The following is a 21,064-nucleotide window of genomic DNA, read 5'->3' as shown; positions in this document are numbered from 1 at the left end:
AGTTACCACGCGCTGTCATTGAGTGACTGATTTGCTGAAAAATCCAACCCTGTCAATCCACAAATCGCTGAAAGATCAGCGACGTGTTGATGCCACCGAACGCAAAGTTGTTGCTCATGATTCGCTGCGTTTCCAGTTGCCGGCCATCGGCTCCCGCGATGTGATCGAGCGAGGCGCAAGCCGGGTCCGGACTATCGAGATTGAGCGTGCCGGCAAACCAGTCGCGGCGCATCATTTCGATGGCCCACCAGGCTTCGATAGCACCGCATGCGCCAAGCGTGTGACCGAGATAGCTCTTCATGGCGCTGATCGGCACGGTGCCTCCGAAGATGCTGGCCGTGGCTTCGCTCTCGGCGATATCGCCCCGGTCCGTCGCCGTGCCATGTGCGCTGATGTAGTCGATGGCGTGCGGTGCCAGTCCGGCGTCGTTCAGCGCCAGTTGCATGGCGCGCGCCATGGTGGCAGCGGTGGGTTGCGTGACGTGATTGCCGTCGGTGTTGCATCCGAACCCGATGATTTCCGCCAGAATCGTGGCGCCACGCGCTCGCGCGTGGTCGAGCGATTCGAGTACCAGAGTGGCCGCCCCTTCACCGACCACGAGGCCGTCGCGTGCGGCATCGAACGGGCGCGGCGTAAGCTTCGGTTCGTCGTTGCGCGTGCTCGTCGCGTAGAGCGTGTCGAACACCGCACTGCCGGGGCCAGACAATTCCTCGGCGCCGCCCGCGAGCATCACTTTCGTGCGGCCAAAGCGAATGGCCTCGTACGCGTATCCGATCGCCTGACTGCCGGAGGTGCAAGCGCTCGAGGTGGGAATGATCCGCCCTTGCAGTCCGAAGTGCACACCGATATTGACGGCGGTGGTGTGCGGCATCATCTGGATATAGCTCGTCGATGTCACTCCCGCCATTGATCCGGTCTCGACCATCACGCCGAACGCCTGAATGGGAGCGATGCTGCCGGACGACGATCCGTAAGCCACACCGATGTCGCCAGGATCGCCAGCCGTCACGTCAAGCGCGGCGTGGGCGAGGGCGTGTTCCGTTGCCCGAAGTGAGAGTTGGGCGACACGCCCCATGGAGCGTAGTTGTTTGCGCGGCCAGTGGGGCGGCGGCGCGAAGTCTTCGACGGGACAGGCGAGGCGTCCGTTGAGCATCTCGAAGTAATCCCACTCGGGCATGCGACGCACGGCGTTCCGGCCTGCGCGCAGCGCACCCTCGATGTCCTCCCAGCGGCTGCCCAGCGCTGTGATACCGCCGTATCCGGTCACGACAACACGCGTCATCAGATGATCCCTCCGTTGACACCGATCACTTGACGGGTCACATAGCTTGCTCCATCCGACATCAGGAACGACACCACGTGCGCAACCTCGTCGGGTGTGCCTACGCGGTTCATCGGCACCATGCGCAACGCTTCGTCCAACGCCACGCCTTCGAGCATGCCCGTATCTACCAGCCCCGGAGCGACACAGTTCACGGTGATTCGGCGCGATGCGAGCTCGGCGGCCAGCGCCTTGCTGGCGCCGATCAAACCCGCCTTGGCGGCGCTGTAATTCACCTGGCCACGATTGCCCATGACGCCGGAGACAGAGGCTACGGTGACAATGCGTCCGCCAGCACGCAGACGAACCATCGGCATGGAGAGCGGGTGAACGACATTGAAGAAGCCATCGAGGCTCGTGTCGAGAACGCTGTCCCAATCGTCGTCGGACAGGGCAGGGAAGGCGTTGTCGCGCGTAATGCCGGCGCCACAAACGATGCCGTAATAGGCACCACGTTCGGCAACATCGGCTTCGAGCATCTCGCGGCAGACCTGCCTGTCGCGCACGTCGAATTGCACGAGATGGGCGATGCCGCCCGCAGCGCGGATGTCGGCGACGGTGGCTTCGCCGGGGGCGACCTGTTCGCGACAATGGACGGTAACGGCAAAGCCGTCCCGAGCGAGACGCAGGGCAATCGCCCGCCCGATGCCCCGGCTGCTACCGGTGACGAGAACACGTCGGGTCATGATAGATGCTCCAACAAAAAGGCAGAAAAATCGGTCGGTTGGTGAACCTTGATCGTCGCGTTGGCCACGGTCTCACCGTCGACGTCCACACGGCAGTCGTAGGCGCCGTTGCCGGTGTCGTCGCGCAACACGCAGGCCGCATGCACCAGAAGGGGAACGCCCGCGCACAGCGACGTGACGCTCGTTTCGAGCCGGCGCGTGCCGAGCAGCACCCCGGGGGCCGGTGGGAGCCCGCTGTTTCGGCGCGTCAGCGCTTCGTGCGCGGCAATCGCCTGAGCCATGAGTTCGATCACGATGTGAACAGGCATGTTGCCGTTCCCGTCGGCGTACCACGCTTGAGCGTCGGGCGTTGCCTGAACGCTGATCGACTCGGGGTCGTATTGGCACACGGCGTCGATCAGCAGCATGGGCGGACGGTGTGGCAGCAAGGTCTCGATGGGCGGCCAGTGAGTTGACGTCGTCATCGAAGGGCCTCCGCGCGCGAGAGAATCACACTGGCGTTGTTGCCGCCGAATGCGTACGCGTTTGTCATCACGTGGTGGGGCGGTCGGCCGAGGGTGGTGCCGCGCGTGGTGAGCCGCAACGGGCTGAGCGCCGGGTCAGTGGCGCCGTCCCAGAGATGCGGTGGCAATCGGCCATCGCCTTCCAGCGTGAGCCAGCAAATGCCGATGCCCGTCGCACCTGCGGCACCGAGCAGGTGTCCTGTCATGGGTTTGGTGCCGCTTACCCACGGCGACGCGTCGAAACAGGTATGGGTGGCGAGACTTTCCATGATGTCGTTTTTCGGGGTGCCGGTCGCATGCAGATGCACGTACTCGATTTGCGAGGGGGCAAGACTCGCGTCGCGCAAGGCGCTGCGCATCGCTTCGATGGCACCCGCGCCGTCGGGGGCCGGTGCCGAAATGTGATGGGCGTCGCTCGAATCGCCAATGCCGGAAAAAACGATGTTCCCCGGCGTACGCGACATCAGGCAGAGCATCGCGCCTTCGCCGATGTTGATGCCGTCGCGGTGGCGGCTCATCGGGCGCGACAGGCCTTGCGATAGCGACTCAAGCGCGCCGAAGCCGCCGAGCGTGAGTGCGCAGAGCGCGTCCGCGCCCCCGGTTACCACGGCATCGCACACGCCGCTGTCGATGAGGCGGCGTGCCGCTCCGAATGCCTTCGCACTCGACGTGCAGGCCGTCGAAATCGCGTAGGCGGGGCCGCGAATCCCGAGCAACTCGGCGACAAATTGCGCGGGGGCGCCGAGTGCCTGCTGGATGTAGTGATAGTTGTCCGGCAACGCGCCGTTGGCCGCAAGCGAGCACAGGGCCGCCTCGCCTTCGGCGATACCCGAGGTGCTCGTGCCGATGACCACGCCGATGCGCGTCGCGCCATGGCGTTGAATGTGTTGTGCAAGCACGGCACGCAAGGGTTCTGCTGCCGCGACCAAAAACCGATTGTTGCGGCAGTCGTAGCGTTTTAACCGTTCTGGAATCCGAGGCAGTTCGTGATCGGAGAGCCGCACCGCACCGACCACAGGGGCCGGCGCCGTACCTGCGGCGTGCCAGTTTTCGCGAGGTTGCATGCCTGTCGTATCACCGGCAAACAGACGTTCGGCGATACCGGGCAAATCATGGCCCAGCGCATTGATCATGCCGAGCGCGTGGAGGTAGACAGGGGGCTTCATGAACGCAACTCCGGAAAACGCAAGCTGTAGGGTGCGAGCAAAAGTGAGAGGGCAATGCCGATCGTCAAGGTCAGACCGAACGCGTGCAGGCTTGGCATGCCGCTGAAAGCGAGCAGACCGAACGACAGCAACGTGGTGGCCGCGGACATCAGCGTGCCGGCTACGGCGATCGCGGCCATTCGTTCATCTTCACCCGCGCGCAATTCGCCTTCGCGCAGAAAGATGGCGTAGTTCACGCCGACGCCGAGCACGAGCATCAGACCCATCTGTGCGAATAAGGTGAGTGGCAGGCCGAGGTAGCCGAACGTCGCGAAAACCACGGCGGTCGCGAGCAACGTAGGCATGAGCGTGGCGATGGCGCCGCGCCATCCGTATCGACGGGCGAGCAAGACAGCGACCACCACGAGTGCTGCGGCGAACCATAGGCCGCTCGCATGCCGGTAACGCGCGAACAGGCCGGAAATGGACGCGGCTTTATCAACATAGGTCACGCCGGGCAAGCCAACCGCCACACGCGCGGCCGCCGCACTGTCGCGCAGTCCCTGTGGTCGTACGAGGCTTGCGTATCCCACGGCGTTCGCCGGGCCGCTCAGCGACGAGGATGAGGTGTCGACTTGTCCTAACCAGAGCATGCGGTAGGGGGTCGCGCCGGGCCAGGCCAGCCAGTCGGCGACGCGAAGCGGCGGCGTGTCGCCCTCGGTGGCAAACGCATTGGCGTATTGCCGTGCGAATTCAGCCCGGAACCCGGCGCGCGTCATGGCGGCGGCCAGTGTGCCGGGCGAGTCGAAGCGGGCAGCGCCGTACAAGGCGCGATTGTCGAGTTGCCGCTGCACCGAGGGGACGAACTGTGACACGCCCGTCCAGCCGCTGAAGGGTGCGTTCTTGCCTGCGGCCGCCTGATCGAGGCGTGCGCCAAGCTGCTCCTCGCGACGTAGCAGCGCTTCCTCGCTGTCGGCCTGCACCAGCCAGAACTGTGTCGCGCCGTCGATGCCGGTGATCCGCGCGATCGCTTGTTCTTGTGCGACCAGTGCCGGTTCACGGGAAATCAGTCGGCGAATATCGTCGTCAGCACCCAGCCGCCACCATCCGGGCAGGCACGCCAGCAGGATCAGACATCCGACCACTGTGCCTTGCCGTCCGGCGAGCGCCGCGCCCCAGACGCGAAGCCAACGTTGTGCCAGCCGGATGACCGGCGCGCGAAGGGGCGGTACGTCGCGGGGAAGGAAGGCAGGCAATGCCCATACGACAAATGCGTATGACGAGAGAAGTCCGGCGAGCGCGAAGACGGCGATCTGGCGCAATGCCGGGAACGGCACCGCACCGAGAATTGCGTAGCCCAGCACGCTGGTCGCGAGCGCAATACGCAGCGCCGGGCGGATGACGGGCAAGGTTCGCTGGGCGGCATCGCGATTCAGCCCGCCGACCCCGACAAAGTACTGGATCGCGTAGTCGACCGTCTCGCCAATCAGGGCTGCGCCGAATACGAGAGTGAGCAGATGCAACTCGCCGAAGATCACCAGCGTGGCGACGGCCGCGCACAGGGTGCCGAAGGCTACGGTCGCCAGTCCCATGGCGAGCAAGCGGCCCGAACGGAAGGCCCAGAGCGTCAACAGTGCGATGCCCAAGGTTGCAACGATGCCGATCCGGTGCAGTTCCATCTCGGCCTGCGCTCTCGCGCCAGCGGCGTGAAACACAGCGCCACTGCGCAGCATCTCCACGCCCGGGGACGCGTCGACGATTTGTGATTGCGCCGCATTGAAGAATCGAATGACGCGTTGCTGAACGTCGCTGTCGAACGCGGCGCCACGCGTTTGCAGCAGCAGGAGCACCCACGTTTTGTCGTCGTGACGGGCGCTCAGCCAACCGGCGTCGGGCAACATGCGTAGCTGACCGAACGGCAGGCGCATAAGCCAGCGGTCGAGCCAGCCGAAGGGGTCATCGGCAGCGTCTGTCATGCCAAACGGTGAGTTTGCCAACGAAAGCGACGACAACGAGGACGGGGCCGTGGCGTCGGACGGACTGCGGCGAAGCTGTGCCTCGAGCGCGGCCCGGTCCTCATGGGAGAGGAGTTGAAAGCGGTGAGGCAGGTAGAAATTCGAGAGGAATGCCGGATCGAACGGTGGGATTTTGCCTTGTACGCTGGAAAAGGCGTCATTGGTCCGTGCCATTGCATCGAAACGGGCTGCTGCCGCGCGCGCTGAGGTTGCATCTGCGGCACCGATCAACACCACGATGCGGTCGCTCACGCTTCCGGCGAGATGGTCGACGGCCTGCTCGGCAACCGGATTGCGCTCCGTTGCCGGCAACAACGAAAGCACGTTGGTCTGGAGTGGCAGGTGGCGCACCGCTATCAGCCAGATGCCCAGCAGCAGGACGCCCGCCGTGAAGGCAAAGGCGAGCGTGCGGCGAAATGCCCGGGTGCGCGCGTTCATTCGACCGTTCGCAGCAAGCGTTGTTCGTTCGAGTCGAGCGCTTCGCCTGTCCGCACTTTCTCGAACTGCCAGCGAACGGACTCCCCGCGCCGGGTCTCGAGTGTGACGCCGCGTACGACGGTATCGCCGTTGAGCGTGAGGCGCCGCATCACCTGAGCGATCTGCGGCTGCGACGGTGTCAGCACGATCTGCCAACGGTTCACCGTCCCCGTGACGGCCACGGAGAACTGTGAAGCCAGCCCGCTGGTATCGCCGTGCATGAACGCATTCGCCCATTCGTTGATCTGCTGCGTGACCCCTGACGGTTGCGTATCGAGCGACAGCACGTTGCCATCGGCATCGAGACGTGCGCTGCGCTGCCGGCCGTAGACATAGCCTTGCGCCTGAGGCGAGCGCACTTGCCACACCACACCTCGCTCACGCACGAACACCAGCGACCCTCGGGTGAGGGCGGGCGCCGACAGCAAAGCCGACGTACGCGTCTGGAGGAAATCGGCATGCACCACGGGATAGGCACCAATCTGCGCAAGAATGCGCTTGAGCAACGTCAGATCGGCTGCGGCAGATTCCTGTGCTGCGACGGACTCAGCCGCCATGGCCGCAGTCGCCGAAGCCACCCCGATGAAAGTGAACACGACACTCAGCAGCGCGCCTGCCGCGCGCCAGATCAGCCGGCTGCCCATGCGGCCTCCAGCTTCTCAACGACCACGGGTGGGCTCACGAATTGGAGTTCGCCGTTGCGCGCGTCGACGGCGACTTGCACGGTGTACCCCTTGGTGATGCGCTCTGCGGTGGCGATGTCGTGAATCTCGTAAGCAATGCGCAACCGGTTTTCGTATTCGGTCAGCGATGCGCTCACACGCACACGCTGTCCGTAACGCGCCGGGCGAACGTATTTGAGATGGCACTCGACGACCGGCCACAGGTAGCCGGACGCCTGCATTTGCGGGTAGTCATAGTCGAACCGGCGCAGCAACGCGCAACGAGCGAGTTCGAAGTATTTGACGTAATGGCCGTGCCACGCCACTTGCATCACATCGACGTCATGGAAGGGAATATCGACGTCGGCCGTGGCGACGAGCCAGGGCGCCTTTTCCGGCCGGCAGGTGAGGGTATCAGTCGTCATGGGGCAGGTCCGCTCCTTCGGCAATCCACGCCCGTACGGCACGCAACTCGTGTTCAAGCGCACGGTCTTCGTCGACGAATGGCGACTGTGCGGCAACGGCATCGAGCCACTGACGCAACGTGTCGGGCAGCGCCGTGCCGCCGGGCGAGAGGCGTTCGCGCAGTTTCACCGCTTGCGCCACGGCGAGCGTGTGCGCTGCGGCAACCTGCTCGGTCAGCATCAGCACGCGCAGACAATCGCGCGCGGCGATCGTCCCCATGCTGACCTTGTCTTGGTTATGCGACTCGGTGGAGCGCGAGAACACACTGGCCGGCATGGTGTGCTTGAGTGCCTCGGCCGTCCACGCCGACGCGCCGATCTGCACGGCCTTGAAGCCGTGGTTGATCGGCGCCCGAGGCCCCGTTGCGCCGCTGAGATTGCGGGGCAGGCCGTTGTTGAACTTGTCGTCCACGAGCAGCGCCAACTGGCGATCCATCAAATCGGCGATGTTGGCGACGGCTGTCTTCAGGCTATCCATGGCGAATGCAATGTGCCCGCCATAGAAGTTGCCGCCGTGATGCACCTCACCGGTGTCCGGGTCGATGAGCGGATTGTCGTTGGCGCTGTTGATCTCGTTTTCGACATCGCGACGCACCCAACTGAGCGCGTCGACGAGCACGCCGACCACATGCGGCGCACATCGAAGCGAGTAGCGGTCCTGAAGCCGCGCTTCCGGGGGCTCTGTGCGGCCGGCCAGATCCTCGCGGATCCAACGGGCGGCGTCGCGTTGCCCTTCGTGCGGCTTCGCGTCGAAAAGCGTGGGGTGGAAGTGTGCGGCGCGGCCATCGAGCGCGACGGTCGTGAGTGCGCTCAGACGGGACGCCAGTCGTGCCAGCGACCGGCTCCGCGCGAACGCGAGACTGGCCAATGCCGTCATGACCGCCGTGCCGTTCATGAGCGCAAGGCCTTCTTTCGGGGCCAACCGGATCGGCGCGCCGCCGGACGCCGACAAGGCCTCAGCGGCGGCGCAAAGGCGGCCGCGATACATGACGTCGCGCTCGCCGATGAGCGTTGCCGCAACGTACGACAGTGGCGTGAGGTCGCCGCTTGCGCCGACCGAGCCTTCTGCTGGAATGCGCGGCAGCACGTCGTGCGCGAGCAGATGGACTAGTGCCTCCAGCAGTTCCGGACGGACGGCCGAGTACCCCTGAGCCAGCGATGCCAGACGGCATGCGAGCACGGCACGTACGGCGTCGTCGTCGAGCCATTCCCCCATGCCGCAGCCGTGGTAACGGGTGAGCTGGGCGGGCAGCGCTTCGATAAGCGATGCGGGGACGTCGACGACACAGGCGTCGCCGTAGCCGGTGGTCACGCCGTAGACGGGGCGCCCGGCCGCGAGGTGCGCTTGCAGCGCGTTCACGCTGCGACGAATGCGGTCTTGCCACGCAGTGTCGTTCGACAACCTTGCGACGCGGGTGCGATGCGCCAGCGCCAGAATGTCCTCGATCGTCAAGCGCCCTTGACCGAACACCACGGCCGAAGCGTGGGTTCGGCCCGTGGTGTCTTCGAGGCGGTCGTCGTGGACCGCGTGGCGTACGGGATTGCCGACGCCGTCAGCGGGGCCGGAGAGTGAAATCGGGAGTTCCATCATGACGGTGGCGGCTTGCCTTGCCAGAAATCGAAAAAGTTGAACCACTGCATCGGGTATTGCCGGCAGTAGTGCTCAAGCCGACGTGCGTAGCGTTCGGCGTAGCTGCGTAATGCGGCTTCGCGTCTGGCCCGAGGCAATTCGACGGTGTCGGCGAACCGTTCGAAATACAGCCGGTAAGACGCTTTGTCGCGCAGGCAGAAGAGCAGATACACCGGACATTCGAGCAACGCTGCCAGAATGAACGGGCCTTGTGCAAAGGGGGCGGATTCGCCAAAGAAGGGGGCCTGTACGACACGGCCACCGTCGGCGGACGGCACGCGGTCTCCCACGATGACGAGCCAGTCGCCACGATCGACGCGCTCGCGAAGCATGATGGCGGTGGCCGGGCCAATGTCGTCCACCTCGATCAAGTTTTCCGCAAAAGCCTGATTTGACCCGGCGAGCATCGAACGGAAGCGCTGGGCGTGGCGGGTGTAGACGACCGCATGAATGCGATCAATGCCCCGCGAACGTGCGAGCGCGCGTGTCATCTCCAGATTGCCGAGATGCGAGCCGATGACAAGCGCGCCACGGGCATCGTTGGCGGCCGCGTCGAGCGTGGCATCGTCCTCTACCCGGACGTGGCGCTCACCGAGCAGCCCGCGCCAGGCGGCGAATTTATCCAGTGCGGCGTTGGCGAATGCAAGAAGATGCTGGAAAGTGCGCCAGCGCGTCGGGACCGCCCAGCCGAGTTCGGGGGCTGCCACGCCAAGCCGCTGTTGATAGTCGCGCGAGGCGGCGCAGGCTTGCGTGTCTTTCAGCGCAAAGTAAGCCGCCACGGGAATCAGGCAAGCGCGCGCCATACGCAAGCCGAACCAGCGACAGGCAAACGCCAGAAGGTTCATGCCCAGCAGGCTGCCGCGTTCGGGGCGGCGCCACCATGGCAGGGCGGCCGTAGCGCCGGGCGCAGCGAGCGAGGCGGGCGTTGGCAATGTCTCTGTACGGCGCAGTTTTCGCAGTAACAGCGTCGGTATGCGGGGCAGCATCGCGCAAACAAGTCGCGTATGCATCCAAGAAATTCCGGCGTTGTCGCGGAACATTTGAAAGTGCGATACCCCGTTGTCCGGATAGACCACGCGTGTTCGCCGATTCTGGACTGGCACACCCCGCCAATACAGGCGCACCAGAATGTCCGTGTCGAACGCCATGCGCGGCGGCGGCCGGTGCCGTGCCAGCAGGGCGGCGGTGGCCGCAAGCGGATACACACGGAATCCGCACATCGAATCGGCGATATCGAACGACAACGTCTCGATCCACACCCAGAAGTGCGTGATGTAGCGTCCGTACAAACGCCCCTTGGGCACCGAAGCGTCGTAACGTGGTGTTCCGCAGATCACGGCGTCGGGGCGCTGCCTGGCGTCATCGAAAAAAGCGGGGACATCCGAGAGATCGTGCTGACCGTCCGCGTCGACTTGCAGTGCGTGCGTGTAGCCGAGTGCATGCGCGATGCGTAATCCATGAGAGACGGCGCCGCCTTTGCCGAGATTGTGCGGCAGGCGTTCAAGCGTAACCGTCTGGGGATGTGCGCCATGAATGGCATCAAGTACGGCGCGCGTTGGCGCATCGCTGCCGTCGTCGATCAGCAGCACCGGCAGGCCTCGTGCAAGCAACGTCTCGACGATACGTGCGATATGGGCCGGGTGGTTGTACACCGGAATCAGGACGCAGGGCACAAAGCCGTCGTGCAGCGGCGGGGAGTCAAGGCGTGTCGTCATTGCGACACGTCTCCGGCGGCATAGGCGAGATAGCCGGTGGCGGCCATGCCGCGTATTCCTTCGTAGGCGTAGTGCACGCGACGACGGGCAGCATCGTACGTCAGCGTGAGATCGAACCGTGTCCCCGGCAGTACCGGTGCGGAGAATTTGACTTGCTGCAACGTGCTCGGCGTGCTCACCCATGCACGCAGCGCGGGGTCGCGCGCCGCGTGTTCCGCAGCGAACCGGCTGGCCCAGTCGATCAGAACGACACCGGGCAGTAGCGGAAGTCCCGGGAAGTGACCCTCGAAATGTGCCAGATCGGGCGGCACTCGCAAGGACAGCACCACAGCCTGCGGGTTATCCGACGGCGTGCCGGGGGCGTCAGAGTCGTTCGCGTAGTTCAACCGAACACCCATTACCGACGGCATCCACGGCGATGCCGGCGCAAAGAGCGCGGCAACGTCGGACGTCGCGCGCTTGCCTCGTTCATTCAGGGGAAGGGCTGCGGGAAAACGCCAGCGTCTCGGGAGTACGGTCGCATCGAACGTCTGGGCCAGCGCGTCGCGCATGACGGCGCGAACGGTCCCCAGCGATTGTTCGCGCCAGGCGCGTCGGCCGGCGTGGCTCAGTGCGACGGCGGCGGCAAGGCGGCCGGCGATTACGACGGCTGCTGCGTCGTCGACCCATTCGTGGCGCAAGAGTGCCGCCTCCACCGCCGGTAGCGAGACTCGCTTGCCTTCGATCTTCACGGTGCGGTCGAGCCGGCCCGTCATGGTGAACGAGCCGTCGGCGTTCACGATGGCGCCGTCGTCGGTCGGCCACCAACGCCCGTCATTGACGCGCGGCGAGCAGATTTCCAATGCGCCATGGTCAGAGACTCGCACCGTCGTGTCATCGAACGGTGTCCAGTGCGACATGCGGTCCTGTTGGCGCCATGCGATGCCACCGGTTTCGGTACTGCCGAAGACCTCCACTGGTGCCCAGGCATCGCCCACGGCTGCTCGTGCACCTGTGGCCCGAACGAGTTCGGCGCACTGGCGTGCGGCATCAGCGGGCAACGGGCCACCGGATGAGAACGTGAGGCGGGGCGCGTCGGGCCAGACGCCGTCGCAAAGCAATGCCGGCCAACGTGTCAACTGTGCGGGGCCTGCGATCCACACCACGGCTGGCCAAGTGCGCCACGCACGGGCTTGCGAAGGTTCCGCAAAAGTGTGTCGAGCGAATGGAATCCCTGCGGCCAACGGCCACAGCACGCGAAACCACAGTCCATAAATGTGATGGCACGGCACGCTCGCGACCACCAGAGCGTTCTGAAGCTGCGTGCCCCAATGCCGGTGAAGCGCCTGCACCTCGCCGTCGAGCTGTGCCAGCGTTTTCGTGATGGCCTTCGGCTCGCCGCTGCTGCCCGACGTGTAAATGAGCAACTGGCACGACGAGGGGAGCGCGTTGCGGGCTTCCGGCGCGTCGTGATTCATCGCGACGGTCGCGGCGTCTCGGCATGCCGAATCGCGCGCCAGCATGTCCGTATCGATGGCTTCGTCGAAGGCGAAAGCAAAGTCTCGGCGTGTCTGGGGCAGGGCGTTGGGCAGCACGACGGGCGTTCTGCCCGCCGCCCATGCAGCGAATAGGGCACAGCTTATGTCGAACGGATCGTCCAGACATAGCGCGAGCCGTTGTGCAGGACGTGCCGAAAATGCCGCCCGCAGCGACTGAACTCGGGCATGCCACGCGTGCGCTGTCAGCGGCGCGGCGTCGTCTGCGGACGAACGGCCGTCCACGCATACGACGAGCGATGGTGCGCGCGGCTGGCACAACATCTCGGCCAGCGGCGTGCAGTCGATGGCTTGCGGGGTGACGGCACTGGCCGGTGACGCGATGGCGACGCGCTCACTCATGACGCTCATGCCATTCATGCCGACGGCCCCGGATGTTGGGTGTTCCGAGCGTCTGCGCAGGCTTGTTTCGCGAGCATGCGACGACGCCAAAGCCATTCGGCCGCAAACAGCAATCCGATCAGCACGTAGGCGACTCCACCGTTATAGAGCGACCAAATCTCTCGCGATGCCCAAAGTGCCGTGGCGAGCGCGACGGCGCCGTTGAAGACGAAGAAGACGATCCATACGCGCGTGACGTTGCGCAGATAAGGCGTGGCGTCCGTCGGCAAATCGGGTTGATGCAACCGGGCAATGCGCTCGACCATGGGTATGGGGGAGCGCAATGACATGGCGAACGTCAGTCCCATGCCGGCATTCACGGCAACGGGGTAGCAGCGCAGCAGTAGTTCGCTGTTGCTCAGCGCTGTGGCGCATGCGAGCGCTGCCAGCCCACCGGCAACCGCCCATTCGACAGGCATGAGGAGCCGGTGCGACTTCAGATTGCGACGGTAACGCAGGTAGATCCCGACGAGCAGTAGCAACGCGAGATAGCGCGGCGCCAGCAGCGAGATCCCTACGAGGATCAGCAACGGATAGGCGAGTGCAGCGATAACGGATTGCCAGCGCACGCGCGTCTGGGGAGCGTGCGGCAGCGATCCTGAGGCGTTGGCATGAAGTCGGGACATGCGTGCGGGTCAGTCGTTGAGCAAGGTACGTACGGCGGACACCACGTCCTCGACGGTGCGCACGCTCTTGAATTCTTCGGGCTTGATACGTTTGCCGGTCATGCGTTGGAGCTGGATGGCGAGATCCACGGCATCGATGCTGTCGAGATCCAGCTCCTCGAACAGATGGGCCTGCAACGTGATGCGTTCGGGCGCAATCTCGAACGTGTCATGCAGGATGCTACGCAGACGCGTCAGGATTTCGTCGTCGGACAGGGGTAATGTCAAGGTGCTCATCGCAAGGTTTCCTTACTGGGCGCAACCGCGTTCGCGCAACAACTGCGCCAGGGTGGCAACGCTGCGGAACTGCGCGCGCGCTGCCTCATCGTTCGCTTCGATTTGCAGACCAAAGCGCTTGCGCAGGGCAATGCCCAGTTCAAGTGCGTCGATGGAGTCCAAGCCGAGGCCGTCGCCAAAAAGGGGGACGTCGTCGACGATGTCGTCCACGCCGATGTCTTCCAGTTCAAGCGCCTGGACGATCAATTGCTTGATCTCAAGTTCTAGAGAGGCCATGTTGAGAAATCTGATCGATGAAGAAATGTTCGGCGAGCGTGGTCAGACGTCTCGCTGCCAAAGGCATCTGTGTGCCATTCGTTTCGCCGCAGGCGTCGCGTTGCGCGGGGATGACCGGGGTGTTCACGTGGCTGCCGGGCGGTAGCGCAACGTCGGGGCTCAGGTCTGCATCCAGGACGCGAACGCGCAAGGTCGGCTGTGCGGTCGGTACGGAGTACCAGCGGTGTTGTTTCGTATAGGCGGGCGGGTCGCAGTCGATCAGGACGGGCAGAATCGGGCAGCCATGGGCCAGCGAGATGTGCGCGAAGCCGCGCGAGAACTTCCCGAGCCGTCCCCGGGACGGGCTGCGTGTGCCTTCGGGAAAGACGATGAGCGGGACGTTGTCGGCCAGCGCGGCCTCGCTGGCGCTGACCAGAGAAGGGCCGCCGTCATTGCGCAGATAGCCGGCCGAGCGCACGATGCCCGCGAAAAATGGGTTGCGCCAGTGACGGCTCGTGACAATGCAGCACGCACGCGGCATGAGCGCGAGCAACACGGCAACGTCCAGATACGACGGGTGATTGGCGATCACGACGACGCGTCCCAAATGACGCAGTCTCTCGGCATTCTCGATCTCGAACCGCATAACGCCCAAAGCACGGCATGCCGCGACCAGTGATGCAAAACAACGATGCACCATGGCCATCGCGTAGCGGCGGCGACGGCGCACGGGCACCGGCAGCAAGAGCAGCGACGGAAAGACGATCAGCGAGAACACGAGACCGCCGACGGCAAAGCAGGACCATAGCAGCAGCGATGCCGCCTGGCGGCGCAACGGCTCCCATCGGGGAGAAATGCTAGACAGACGCATGCTGAGGCTCCTCCCGCCATTCCCACTGCCAGTCGTGACGCTCGCCGCGCCAGATGTCGCTGCCACCCCCCATCAGCGACGTGAGCAGACTGCTGCTTTGCGAGCGGGGCTCCGCGCACGTATCGCGTCCGACGGGCAAATGCATCGTGCAAGTCAGGTGGGCCGTCGCGTCGGATGCGATCAGAAATGCAAGAGCGTTCGCACTGTCGTCGGGTTGGCCTGCGGTGGGGCCATAGCAGGCGGGTGGTGCGTCGAACGCGAAAATCACGAGCAGCGGCGTGTCAGGGGTTTCGCGGTGCTGAGTCCATGCGTCGAGCAATGCATAGCCGAGCGTGTCGTCGGACGCCGCGACAGCATTGATGGCGGAGCGGTCGTTGCGCGCGATACTGAGAACGCCCGGCGTGGCATTGAGAACCGACAGGCTGAACGCGGTAGGCGATGGCGGCTCGCGGCGCACGAGCGCCTCTAGCATTTGCGTCGTTCGTTGAATTTCACCGTGTTGGGAGGCATACACCACACGGCAGGCGGGCGGCAACGGGCCGCATGCCACGGCGGCCGATAGCGCAAGCCGGGCAAGCGGGCTCAGCCGGCGCCGTAGCATTGGATCGATGACGTCGACGTCCGGTTTGCCCGCCGAAGCCGCACCCATTTGGCGGTACGCCCATCGGCGGACCGGTAGGTCCCAGCGCGCAACGGCGCTCGCCAATGCGGCGGCCTCCACGGATGCGGAGATCGGCTGTTCCGGCGAGGATCCCACAATGCAAACTTCCCCCGAAGTCCATTGCGGCGCGCGACGCATCTTTTGCGCGTCGATGTTATCTGGCATGACTAATAAGTGGAAATGAAGCGATTGCCGCTTTGCTATGCCACGCGCCAGTGACGTCTTATGCGTTTTCCCGGCCAAAGTCCTATATGACCAGATATGGCGAGAAGGCCGACGCTGTCTCGCGTCGTGCTTTCCATAGCATCCCAAAAAGTTTGGCGTGCAATTATAGCCAAATGTAAGGCGGTGAAATGTTCGTATGGCGAAGAATGTGGCGTTTTTGCAGGAAAGCAGAAAATGCCTACTGGACAGATCGGCTGAACATTGCTTGTCGCCAAGTGAAGCAGAGTGCCACAACACGCATCGGCGAGTTTCCCAATTTAAATGCCGAATTTGAGAAACGTGTAAATCGGGTTGGGGCGGACGACGGAGGAGGGGCGTTAAGTGCGCGAGATATCGACGCTGAACGTGAAATTTCGGCGACCGGTTAGCACGTTGGGCGGCTGCCCGGGGGTTACTGTCGCTTCGATTATGTCGACGCGGCCGTCACGGTGGTAGCGCAGTAGCGTCGTGCAGCGGGTTCCGTAGGCGGGCGATGCAATGAATGCTGCTGAGAGCGAGCGCTCCCATGTCCGCGCGACGCCGGTGTCAGGTAAGGCGTCATCAGGCGCTTCGGCCGGGTCGCGCATGATCTGCAATAGCGCATCGTCGTCGGCGTTGTGCAACAGCGCACTCGCAAGCGCGTCGCGACGACTGAGCAGTTTCGGCCACGGAGTATCGATGACGGCGTTCGAAAGGCCGTGGAGGCCGGGCGCAATGGCGTCAGCCACGGGGATTGCCGGTGGCGCCGAGTCTTTGCCACCGACATGATCGGACCGATTTCCCAGCCAGAACAGCTTGCCCGCTGGCAAGTCACCCGCGAGCAGGTTGAAGCCCGCGTACTCATGTGCATGCCGCTCGACGCGCGAAAGATCGTCGTTGAGTGATGTGGCGTCGAGCATGGCCGAGACCAGCAGGCCACGCGACGGCGCGCTTTTCGGCGCCATCGGGGCGCGGCCATCGCGGAAGTTCGTGAGTGCGGCGAAACGTCCCGCACGGTTGATACCCATCCATGTGCCGCCGCCGCGCAGATCGCGCCCAGCCAGCACATCGGGGTGGTCCTGCCACCAATGCATGGGCTCGGTGGGGCGCTCGAAAAACTCGTCGCGATTGGCGAGCAGCACGAGCGGCGTGTCGGCGTCAGGCTGCCACGAGAAAACGATCAGGCACATGGGGCTGGCATGTCCTCGAAGCATTCCACGTGGCGCTCACCCTCGACGAGCGTGGCCAGACCGCAGTGCGTCGCCATCGCGGGCAGGGCGTCCATAAACGCTGGCGGAACGTCGTCATACCGTTCCATCCACGTCATCGCCCCGGTGAGCGCGTCGCTGGCGGACGCTTCTGCCCGCCGTTGCAAGCGCGCAGACACGCCGAAGCGTGTCGTGACCAACGCGAAGAGCCGCACGACGGCTTGCGCGGCGGCCTCTGCGTTGGCGGGTGTGACGCGGTAATAGACGTAACAGTCCATTCAGGACGCTGCCGAAGCCGACGCGGCAGGCGTTTCGGTCGGATCGAAGATCCCGTACGGCATCGTCAGGAATTGCAGCGCAGGGCCCTCGGCCGTGCCAAGCCGAACGTCATCGGCTTCGCGAGCGGCAAGTTTCAGTTCAACGAGAACGTCATAGCCACCGCTCGGTGCCGCGGCAGCTTGCACCACCATGCCGCACGGTTGATCCGGGTCGCTGACTTCGACCAACGCCTGTGCCGGTACCGGCACGGCGCTGTCGTCGGCCACATGGGCGAGGTGCAAGCGGCGCTTGATGACGCCGCGATACTGGCTGCGCGCGACCACTTCCTGACCGGGATAGCAACCCTTGCGGAAGCTCACGCCGCCCACGACTTCCCAATTCACCATTTGCGGCACGAATTGTTCTTGGGTTGCGGTGACCACATTGGCCACGCCGCTATGGACATCGAGCCACGCCGTCAGGGCCGGGTCGACAACGACAAGTCCCGGTGCGGCTTGCAACGCCGCCCAAACCTGCGCGGCTTGCGTGACCGGCACGCTCCACAGATAGCGGGGCAGCGATCGGGCAGAACCGGCATCCGGCAGGCGAATCAGGCTCGTCGGCGCGTCACCAAGCGTGCCTTGCACCGCCGCGAGCGGCGCGGCGGGCAGCGTGGCGAACGTTTGCGAGAGGACACCTTCGGCTGCCGGGCCGCCAACCTGAAGCAGCACATGCGTCGCTGTGGCATCGGTCAGCTTGGCTTTTGCCCGCAGCACGAACATCGACAAGCGTTTCTGCACGGCTGCCTGAACATCGGCGGCGCCGGCCAGATAGATCGTGGCGTCGGCGGTGGCGTCGCGCCACATCAGGAACGTGGCGAGCAGCCGCCCCTTGGCCGAACAATAGCCTGTGAGCCGCGCCTGGGCGGGCTTGAGGTGTTCGACATCGTTGGTCAGTTGCCCGTGCAGGAAGCTCGCGGCGTCAGCCCCGGTCACGGCGATGAGGCCCGTGTCGTGTGCCAGCGCGGCGAAACTGCCCGATTGGAGTGCTGCAAACTGCGCCGCACGCGCATCGGGATCGGAAGAAGATGCGGCTGCCGCTTGCGGCAGAAGTTCACGCCAATGGGAATTCATATACAGGAGTGCCTGTCTATCTTTGAGGGTTCGGCAAGTCAAAGTATTATATTGGGTCTTCCGCTTGGGCGTGCGAGCCCGGTTCGACGCGCAAAACGCGCAGCACGAACCGCCGTTATCCATGTATGCCCGGGTTGACCGAGTCCCCCGAACCCGCTGCCGTCCGAGCGCGACTTATTCTGCAATACATGTCCTTCATCAAACGCTTGTTCGTGCTGTTGATTGTCGTCGCGTTGGCGGCAGGCGGTGCTTTCTATTACTGGGCGCAAGCCCCGATGCAGCTCGTCAAGCCGACGCTCGACGTGACGATCAAACCCTACAGCTCGGTGCGCAGCGTCGCGACCCAGCTTCGCACGGGCGGCGTGCCGGTGCATCCGCTGCTGTTCAATCTGCTCGCCCGCATCATGGACGTGGGCACCAAGCTCAAGTCCGGCAACTACGAGTTCGCCACGGGCGTGACGCCCATCGACGTGATGGAGAAACTCGCGCGCGGCGACGTCAACCAGTACGTGGTGACGATCATCGAGGGCTGGACCTTCAAGAAAATGCGCGCCGAGATCGATCTCAACCCGGCGCTGCGCCACGATACGGCCGGGCTGCCCGACGCCGACATCATGCAACTCGTGGGCGCCGACCGTGCGGAAGCCGAGGGCATGTTCTTCCCGGACACCTATCTCTTTCCGAAGGGCTCCAGCGACGTCGACATCTACAAGCGCGCCTATCGCCTGATGCAGAAGCGGCTGGACGAAGCCTGGGCCGCGCGTGCGCCGGGCTTGCCGTACAACACGCCGTACGAAGCACTGATCATGGCATCGCTTGTGGAAAAAGAGACGGGGCAGGCCGTGGAGCGGGGGCAAGTCGCCGCCGTGTTCGTCAATCGCCTGAAGAAGCGCATGCTGCTCCAGACCGATCCGACGGTGATCTACGGCATGGGCGACCTCTACACGGGACGCATTCGCAAGCGTGACTTGCAGACCGATACGCCATACAACACGTACACGCGTGCCGGGCTGCCCCCGACGCCGATTGCGCTGCCCGGCGTGGCATCGCTGGCGGCGGCGCTCAATCCCGCCCCGAGCGATGCGCTCTATTTCGTGGCGCGGGGCGATGGCACGAGCCATTTCTCGACCAATCTCCAGGAGCACAATCGCGCCGTGGACAAATACCAGCGAGGTGATCAATGACCCAACCTAACGCCGCACCGGCCGCCGTGCCGGGCAAGTTCGTGACTTTCGAGGGCATCGACGGCGCTGGCAAAAGCACGCACGTGAATGCCTTCGTGGATACGCTGCGTCAGGGGCTCGCCCGCGATGGCCGCAACGTCGTGGCCACGCGTGAGCCGGGCGGCACGCCGCTTGGCGAATCGTTGCGCAAGCTCGTGCTCGATGAGCCGATGGATATCGAAACCGAAGCGCTGCTGATGTTTGCCGGCCGCCGCGAGCATCTGGTCAAAGTGATCGAACCCGCGCTGACCCGTGGCGACTGGGTGGTCTCCGACCGTTTCACCGATGCGACGTTCGCCTATCAGGGCGGCGGTCGCGGCCTCTCGCTGGACAAGCTGTCGGTGCTCGAACAGTGGGTGCAGGGCACCCGCCAGCCCGACCTCACGATTCTGTTCGATCTCGATCCGTCGATTGCGGCGGCCCGATTGGCCGGTGCCCGCGCGCCGGACAAGTTCGAGCGCGAGTCGGCCGCCTTCTTCACGCGAGTGCGCGAAGAGTACCTGCGTCGTGCGCAGGCGTCGGCGGGCCGTTTCGTCGTGATCGACGCCGCCCAGAGCATCGATGCGATTGCCGCAGAACTCGCCGGCGTCTTTGCGCGGTTGGGCGTGCCCGGGCACTGACGGCGGCACTTGCTGAAGCGCCCCGCGAATGGGGCCATAATCCGGGTATTCGTTCGGTCTCCCGCCCGAAATCAGGCGCGAGCCGACGACGTCCCCCGCGCTGATGTGTCATGCCAGCGCCCATGCTGGCGAAAATTCAGGCCAAGGAGCCCCCATGCTGTATCCGTGGCAGTCGCAGGACTGGACGCGCCTTAACGATCTGCGCAGCCAGATGCCGCACGCCCTGTTGTTGCAGGCCGTACCCGGCATCGGCGAGCTCGCGCTTGCGCGCACATTCGCGCAGGGTTTGCTCTGCGAAGCCCCGCGCGACGACCTGTCGCCGTGCGGCACGTGCAGCGCCTGTCAGTGGTTTGCCAGCGGCAATCACCCCGATTTTCGTGCCATCTGCCCGGAAATCATGGCCGATACGCTACCCGGCGCCGAGAACCGCGCCGAGGCCGACGCCGACAAGAAGACCAAGACGCCGAGCAAGGAAATCAAGATCGAGCAGGTGCGCGAGGTCATCGACTTTGCCAGCCTGGGCTCGCATCGTCAGGGGCGCCGTGTCGTGCTGCTGTACCCGGCGGAAGCGCTGAACGTGCACGCCGCCAACGCGCTGCTCAAAACGCTCGAAGAACCGCCCGAAGGTGTCGTGTTCCTGCTGGTGACGACGCAACCCGATCGCTTGCTGCCGACGATTCTGTCGCGCTGCCGCCGTGTGGTGCTGACGCGCCCCGACGACAAGCAGTCGACGCAGTGGCTCATGGGCGAAGCGGGCCTCGACGCGGCGACGGCGGCGGCGGTGCTGGCGGAAGCCGGTGGCGCACCCCTGTCGGCCCGCACGCTGGCCGAGCCCGAGGAGCGGAGCTGGCGTGATTGGCTGCTGGGGCAACTGGCGCAGGGCGGGGCGGTCGACGCGTTCGCCTGTGCCGAGCAACTGCACAAGGGCAACCTGCCGGGTATTCTCGAAACACTGCAACGCTGGTGCTTCGACGTGCTCGCCGAACGCATGACGGGCAACTCGCGGTTCTACCCGGCCCACGCCAAGGCACTGCGCCAGTGCGGCGATGCGACCGACGACGTGCGCCTGCTCGGCTTCCTGCGCGAGCTTGCGCAACAGCGTCAGGTGCAGAACCACCCGCTTAACACCCGCGTGCTGCTCGAAGCCCTTTTTCTGCAATACAAACAGTTGTTCGGCGCACCGGCGTCGCTCTGACTCCGACACCGGAACCCGATC

At 64.6% G+C, this 21,064-nt stretch carries 21 protein-coding genes; 3 read left to right on the top strand and 18 right to left on the bottom strand.

Translation table 11 applies throughout. The features are described from left to right. Nucleotides 1-52: 52 nt before the first annotated feature. From CDV44_RS09915 to CDV44_RS09830, 18 genes are all read right to left on the bottom strand, one after another. Complete coding sequence (locus tag CDV44_RS09915; RefSeq protein WP_087687862.1) at nt 53-1,282, bottom strand: beta-ketoacyl-ACP synthase; 1,230 nt, start codon at nt 1,280-1,282, stop codon at nt 53-55. Then, nucleotides 1,282-2,007 carry a 3-ketoacyl-ACP reductase FabG2 gene (locus CDV44_RS09910; RefSeq protein ID WP_087687861.1) on the bottom strand — a complete coding sequence of 242 codons (726 nt, stop codon included), beginning with the start codon at nt 2,005-2,007 and terminating at the stop codon, nt 1,282-1,284. The genes CDV44_RS09915 and CDV44_RS09910 overlap by 1 nt, the downstream gene beginning before the upstream one ends. Then, nucleotides 2,004-2,471 (bottom strand): beta-hydroxyacyl-ACP dehydratase, encoded by a 468-nt coding sequence (locus CDV44_RS09905; RefSeq protein ID WP_087687860.1) that lies wholly within the window; start codon nt 2,469-2,471, stop codon nt 2,004-2,006. Before CDV44_RS09905 ends, CDV44_RS09910 begins: the two co-directional genes overlap by 4 nt. Further along, entirely contained in the window at nt 2,468-3,676 is a 1,209-nt protein-coding gene (locus CDV44_RS09900; protein WP_087687859.1) for a beta-ketoacyl-ACP synthase, read from the bottom strand. Before CDV44_RS09900 ends, CDV44_RS09905 begins: the two co-directional genes overlap by 4 nt. Beyond that, complete coding sequence (locus CDV44_RS09895; protein ID WP_087687858.1) at nt 3,673-6,108, bottom strand: MMPL family transporter; 2,436 nt, start codon at nt 6,106-6,108, stop codon at nt 3,673-3,675. The genes CDV44_RS09900 and CDV44_RS09895 overlap by 4 nt, the downstream gene beginning before the upstream one ends. Continuing rightward, nucleotides 6,105-6,791: an outer membrane lipoprotein carrier protein LolA gene (locus CDV44_RS09890; RefSeq protein WP_087687857.1), complete on the bottom strand. Its 687-nt coding sequence runs from the start codon at nt 6,789-6,791 to the stop codon at nt 6,105-6,107. The genes CDV44_RS09895 and CDV44_RS09890 overlap by 4 nt, the downstream gene beginning before the upstream one ends. Next, nucleotides 6,776-7,234, bottom strand: a complete 459-nt coding sequence (locus CDV44_RS09885) for a thioesterase family protein (protein ID WP_087687856.1) — start codon at nt 7,232-7,234, stop codon at nt 6,776-6,778. Before CDV44_RS09885 ends, CDV44_RS09890 begins: the two co-directional genes overlap by 16 nt. Next, complete coding sequence (hutH, locus tag CDV44_RS09880) at nt 7,224-8,864, bottom strand: histidine ammonia-lyase (protein ID WP_249277480.1); 1,641 nt, start codon at nt 8,862-8,864, stop codon at nt 7,224-7,226. The genes CDV44_RS09885 and hutH overlap by 11 nt, the downstream gene beginning before the upstream one ends. Continuing rightward, the gene (locus tag CDV44_RS09875) at nt 8,861-10,618 is read right to left on the bottom strand and encodes a glycosyltransferase (RefSeq protein WP_087687854.1); all 1,758 of its coding nucleotides are present in this window, start codon (nt 10,616-10,618) and stop codon (nt 8,861-8,863) included. Before CDV44_RS09875 ends, hutH begins: the two co-directional genes overlap by 4 nt. After that, a complete protein-coding gene (locus tag CDV44_RS09870) occupies nt 10,615-12,504 on the bottom strand; it encodes an AMP-binding protein (RefSeq protein WP_170935927.1) in 1,890 nt (629 codons plus the stop codon). Before CDV44_RS09870 ends, CDV44_RS09875 begins: the two co-directional genes overlap by 4 nt. Before the next feature lie 5 nt (nt 12,505-12,509). Beyond that, the gene (locus CDV44_RS09865; protein WP_249277479.1) at nt 12,510-13,160 is read right to left on the bottom strand and encodes a hypothetical protein; all 651 of its coding nucleotides are present in this window, start codon (nt 13,158-13,160) and stop codon (nt 12,510-12,512) included. A 9-nt stretch (nt 13,161-13,169) separates the two neighbouring features. Continuing rightward, the gene (locus CDV44_RS09860) at nt 13,170-13,415 is read right to left on the bottom strand and encodes an acyl carrier protein (RefSeq protein WP_087688006.1); all 246 of its coding nucleotides are present in this window, start codon (nt 13,413-13,415) and stop codon (nt 13,170-13,172) included. A 33-nt stretch (nt 13,416-13,448) separates the two neighbouring features. Beyond that, complete coding sequence (locus tag CDV44_RS09855) at nt 13,449-13,712, bottom strand: phosphopantetheine-binding protein (protein ID WP_087687852.1); 264 nt, start codon at nt 13,710-13,712, stop codon at nt 13,449-13,451. Further along, nucleotides 13,693-14,562, bottom strand: a complete 870-nt coding sequence (locus CDV44_RS09850; protein WP_087687851.1) for a 1-acyl-sn-glycerol-3-phosphate acyltransferase — start codon at nt 14,560-14,562, stop codon at nt 13,693-13,695. The genes CDV44_RS09855 and CDV44_RS09850 overlap by 20 nt, the downstream gene beginning before the upstream one ends. After that, on the bottom strand, nt 14,549-15,361 hold the full coding sequence (locus CDV44_RS09845) for a beta-ketoacyl synthase chain length factor (RefSeq protein WP_254916239.1): 813 nt from the start codon (nt 15,359-15,361) through the stop codon (nt 14,549-14,551). Before CDV44_RS09845 ends, CDV44_RS09850 begins: the two co-directional genes overlap by 14 nt. 404 nt (nt 15,362-15,765) lie before the next feature. Then, a complete protein-coding gene (locus CDV44_RS09840; protein ID WP_170935925.1) occupies nt 15,766-16,596 on the bottom strand; it encodes an NRDE family protein in 831 nt (276 codons plus the stop codon). Beyond that, entirely contained in the window at nt 16,587-16,892 is a 306-nt protein-coding gene (locus CDV44_RS09835) for a DUF4936 family protein (RefSeq protein WP_087687848.1), read from the bottom strand. The genes CDV44_RS09840 and CDV44_RS09835 overlap by 10 nt, the downstream gene beginning before the upstream one ends. Continuing rightward, nucleotides 16,893-18,005, bottom strand: a complete 1,113-nt coding sequence (locus CDV44_RS09830; protein ID WP_087687847.1) for a folate-binding protein YgfZ — start codon at nt 18,003-18,005, stop codon at nt 16,893-16,895. Between the two features lie 188 nt (nt 18,006-18,193). Between CDV44_RS09830 and mltG the strand changes: the two genes are divergently transcribed. The 3 genes from mltG (at nt 18,194) to holB (ending at nt 21,043) form a co-directional block, all read left to right on the top strand. Next, nucleotides 18,194-19,189 carry an endolytic transglycosylase MltG gene (gene mltG / locus CDV44_RS09825; protein ID WP_087687846.1) on the top strand — a complete coding sequence of 332 codons (996 nt, stop codon included), beginning with the start codon at nt 18,194-18,196 and terminating at the stop codon, nt 19,187-19,189. Then, complete coding sequence (gene tmk / locus CDV44_RS09820; RefSeq protein WP_087687845.1) at nt 19,186-19,848, top strand: dTMP kinase; 663 nt, start codon at nt 19,186-19,188, stop codon at nt 19,846-19,848. Before mltG ends, tmk begins: the two co-directional genes overlap by 4 nt. 154 nt (nt 19,849-20,002) lie before the next feature. Next, complete coding sequence (gene holB / locus CDV44_RS09815; RefSeq protein WP_087687844.1) at nt 20,003-21,043, top strand: DNA polymerase III subunit delta'; 1,041 nt, start codon at nt 20,003-20,005, stop codon at nt 21,041-21,043. Nucleotides 21,044-21,064 lie beyond the last annotated feature (21 nt).

The organism is Pandoraea sp. PE-S2R-1 (genome assembly GCF_002179865.1).
Lineage (GTDB): Bacteria > Pseudomonadota > Gammaproteobacteria > Burkholderiales > Burkholderiaceae > Pandoraea.
The sequence above is the reverse complement of the archived record's forward strand: the minus strand, read 5'-3'. Positions and strand labels throughout refer to the sequence as shown.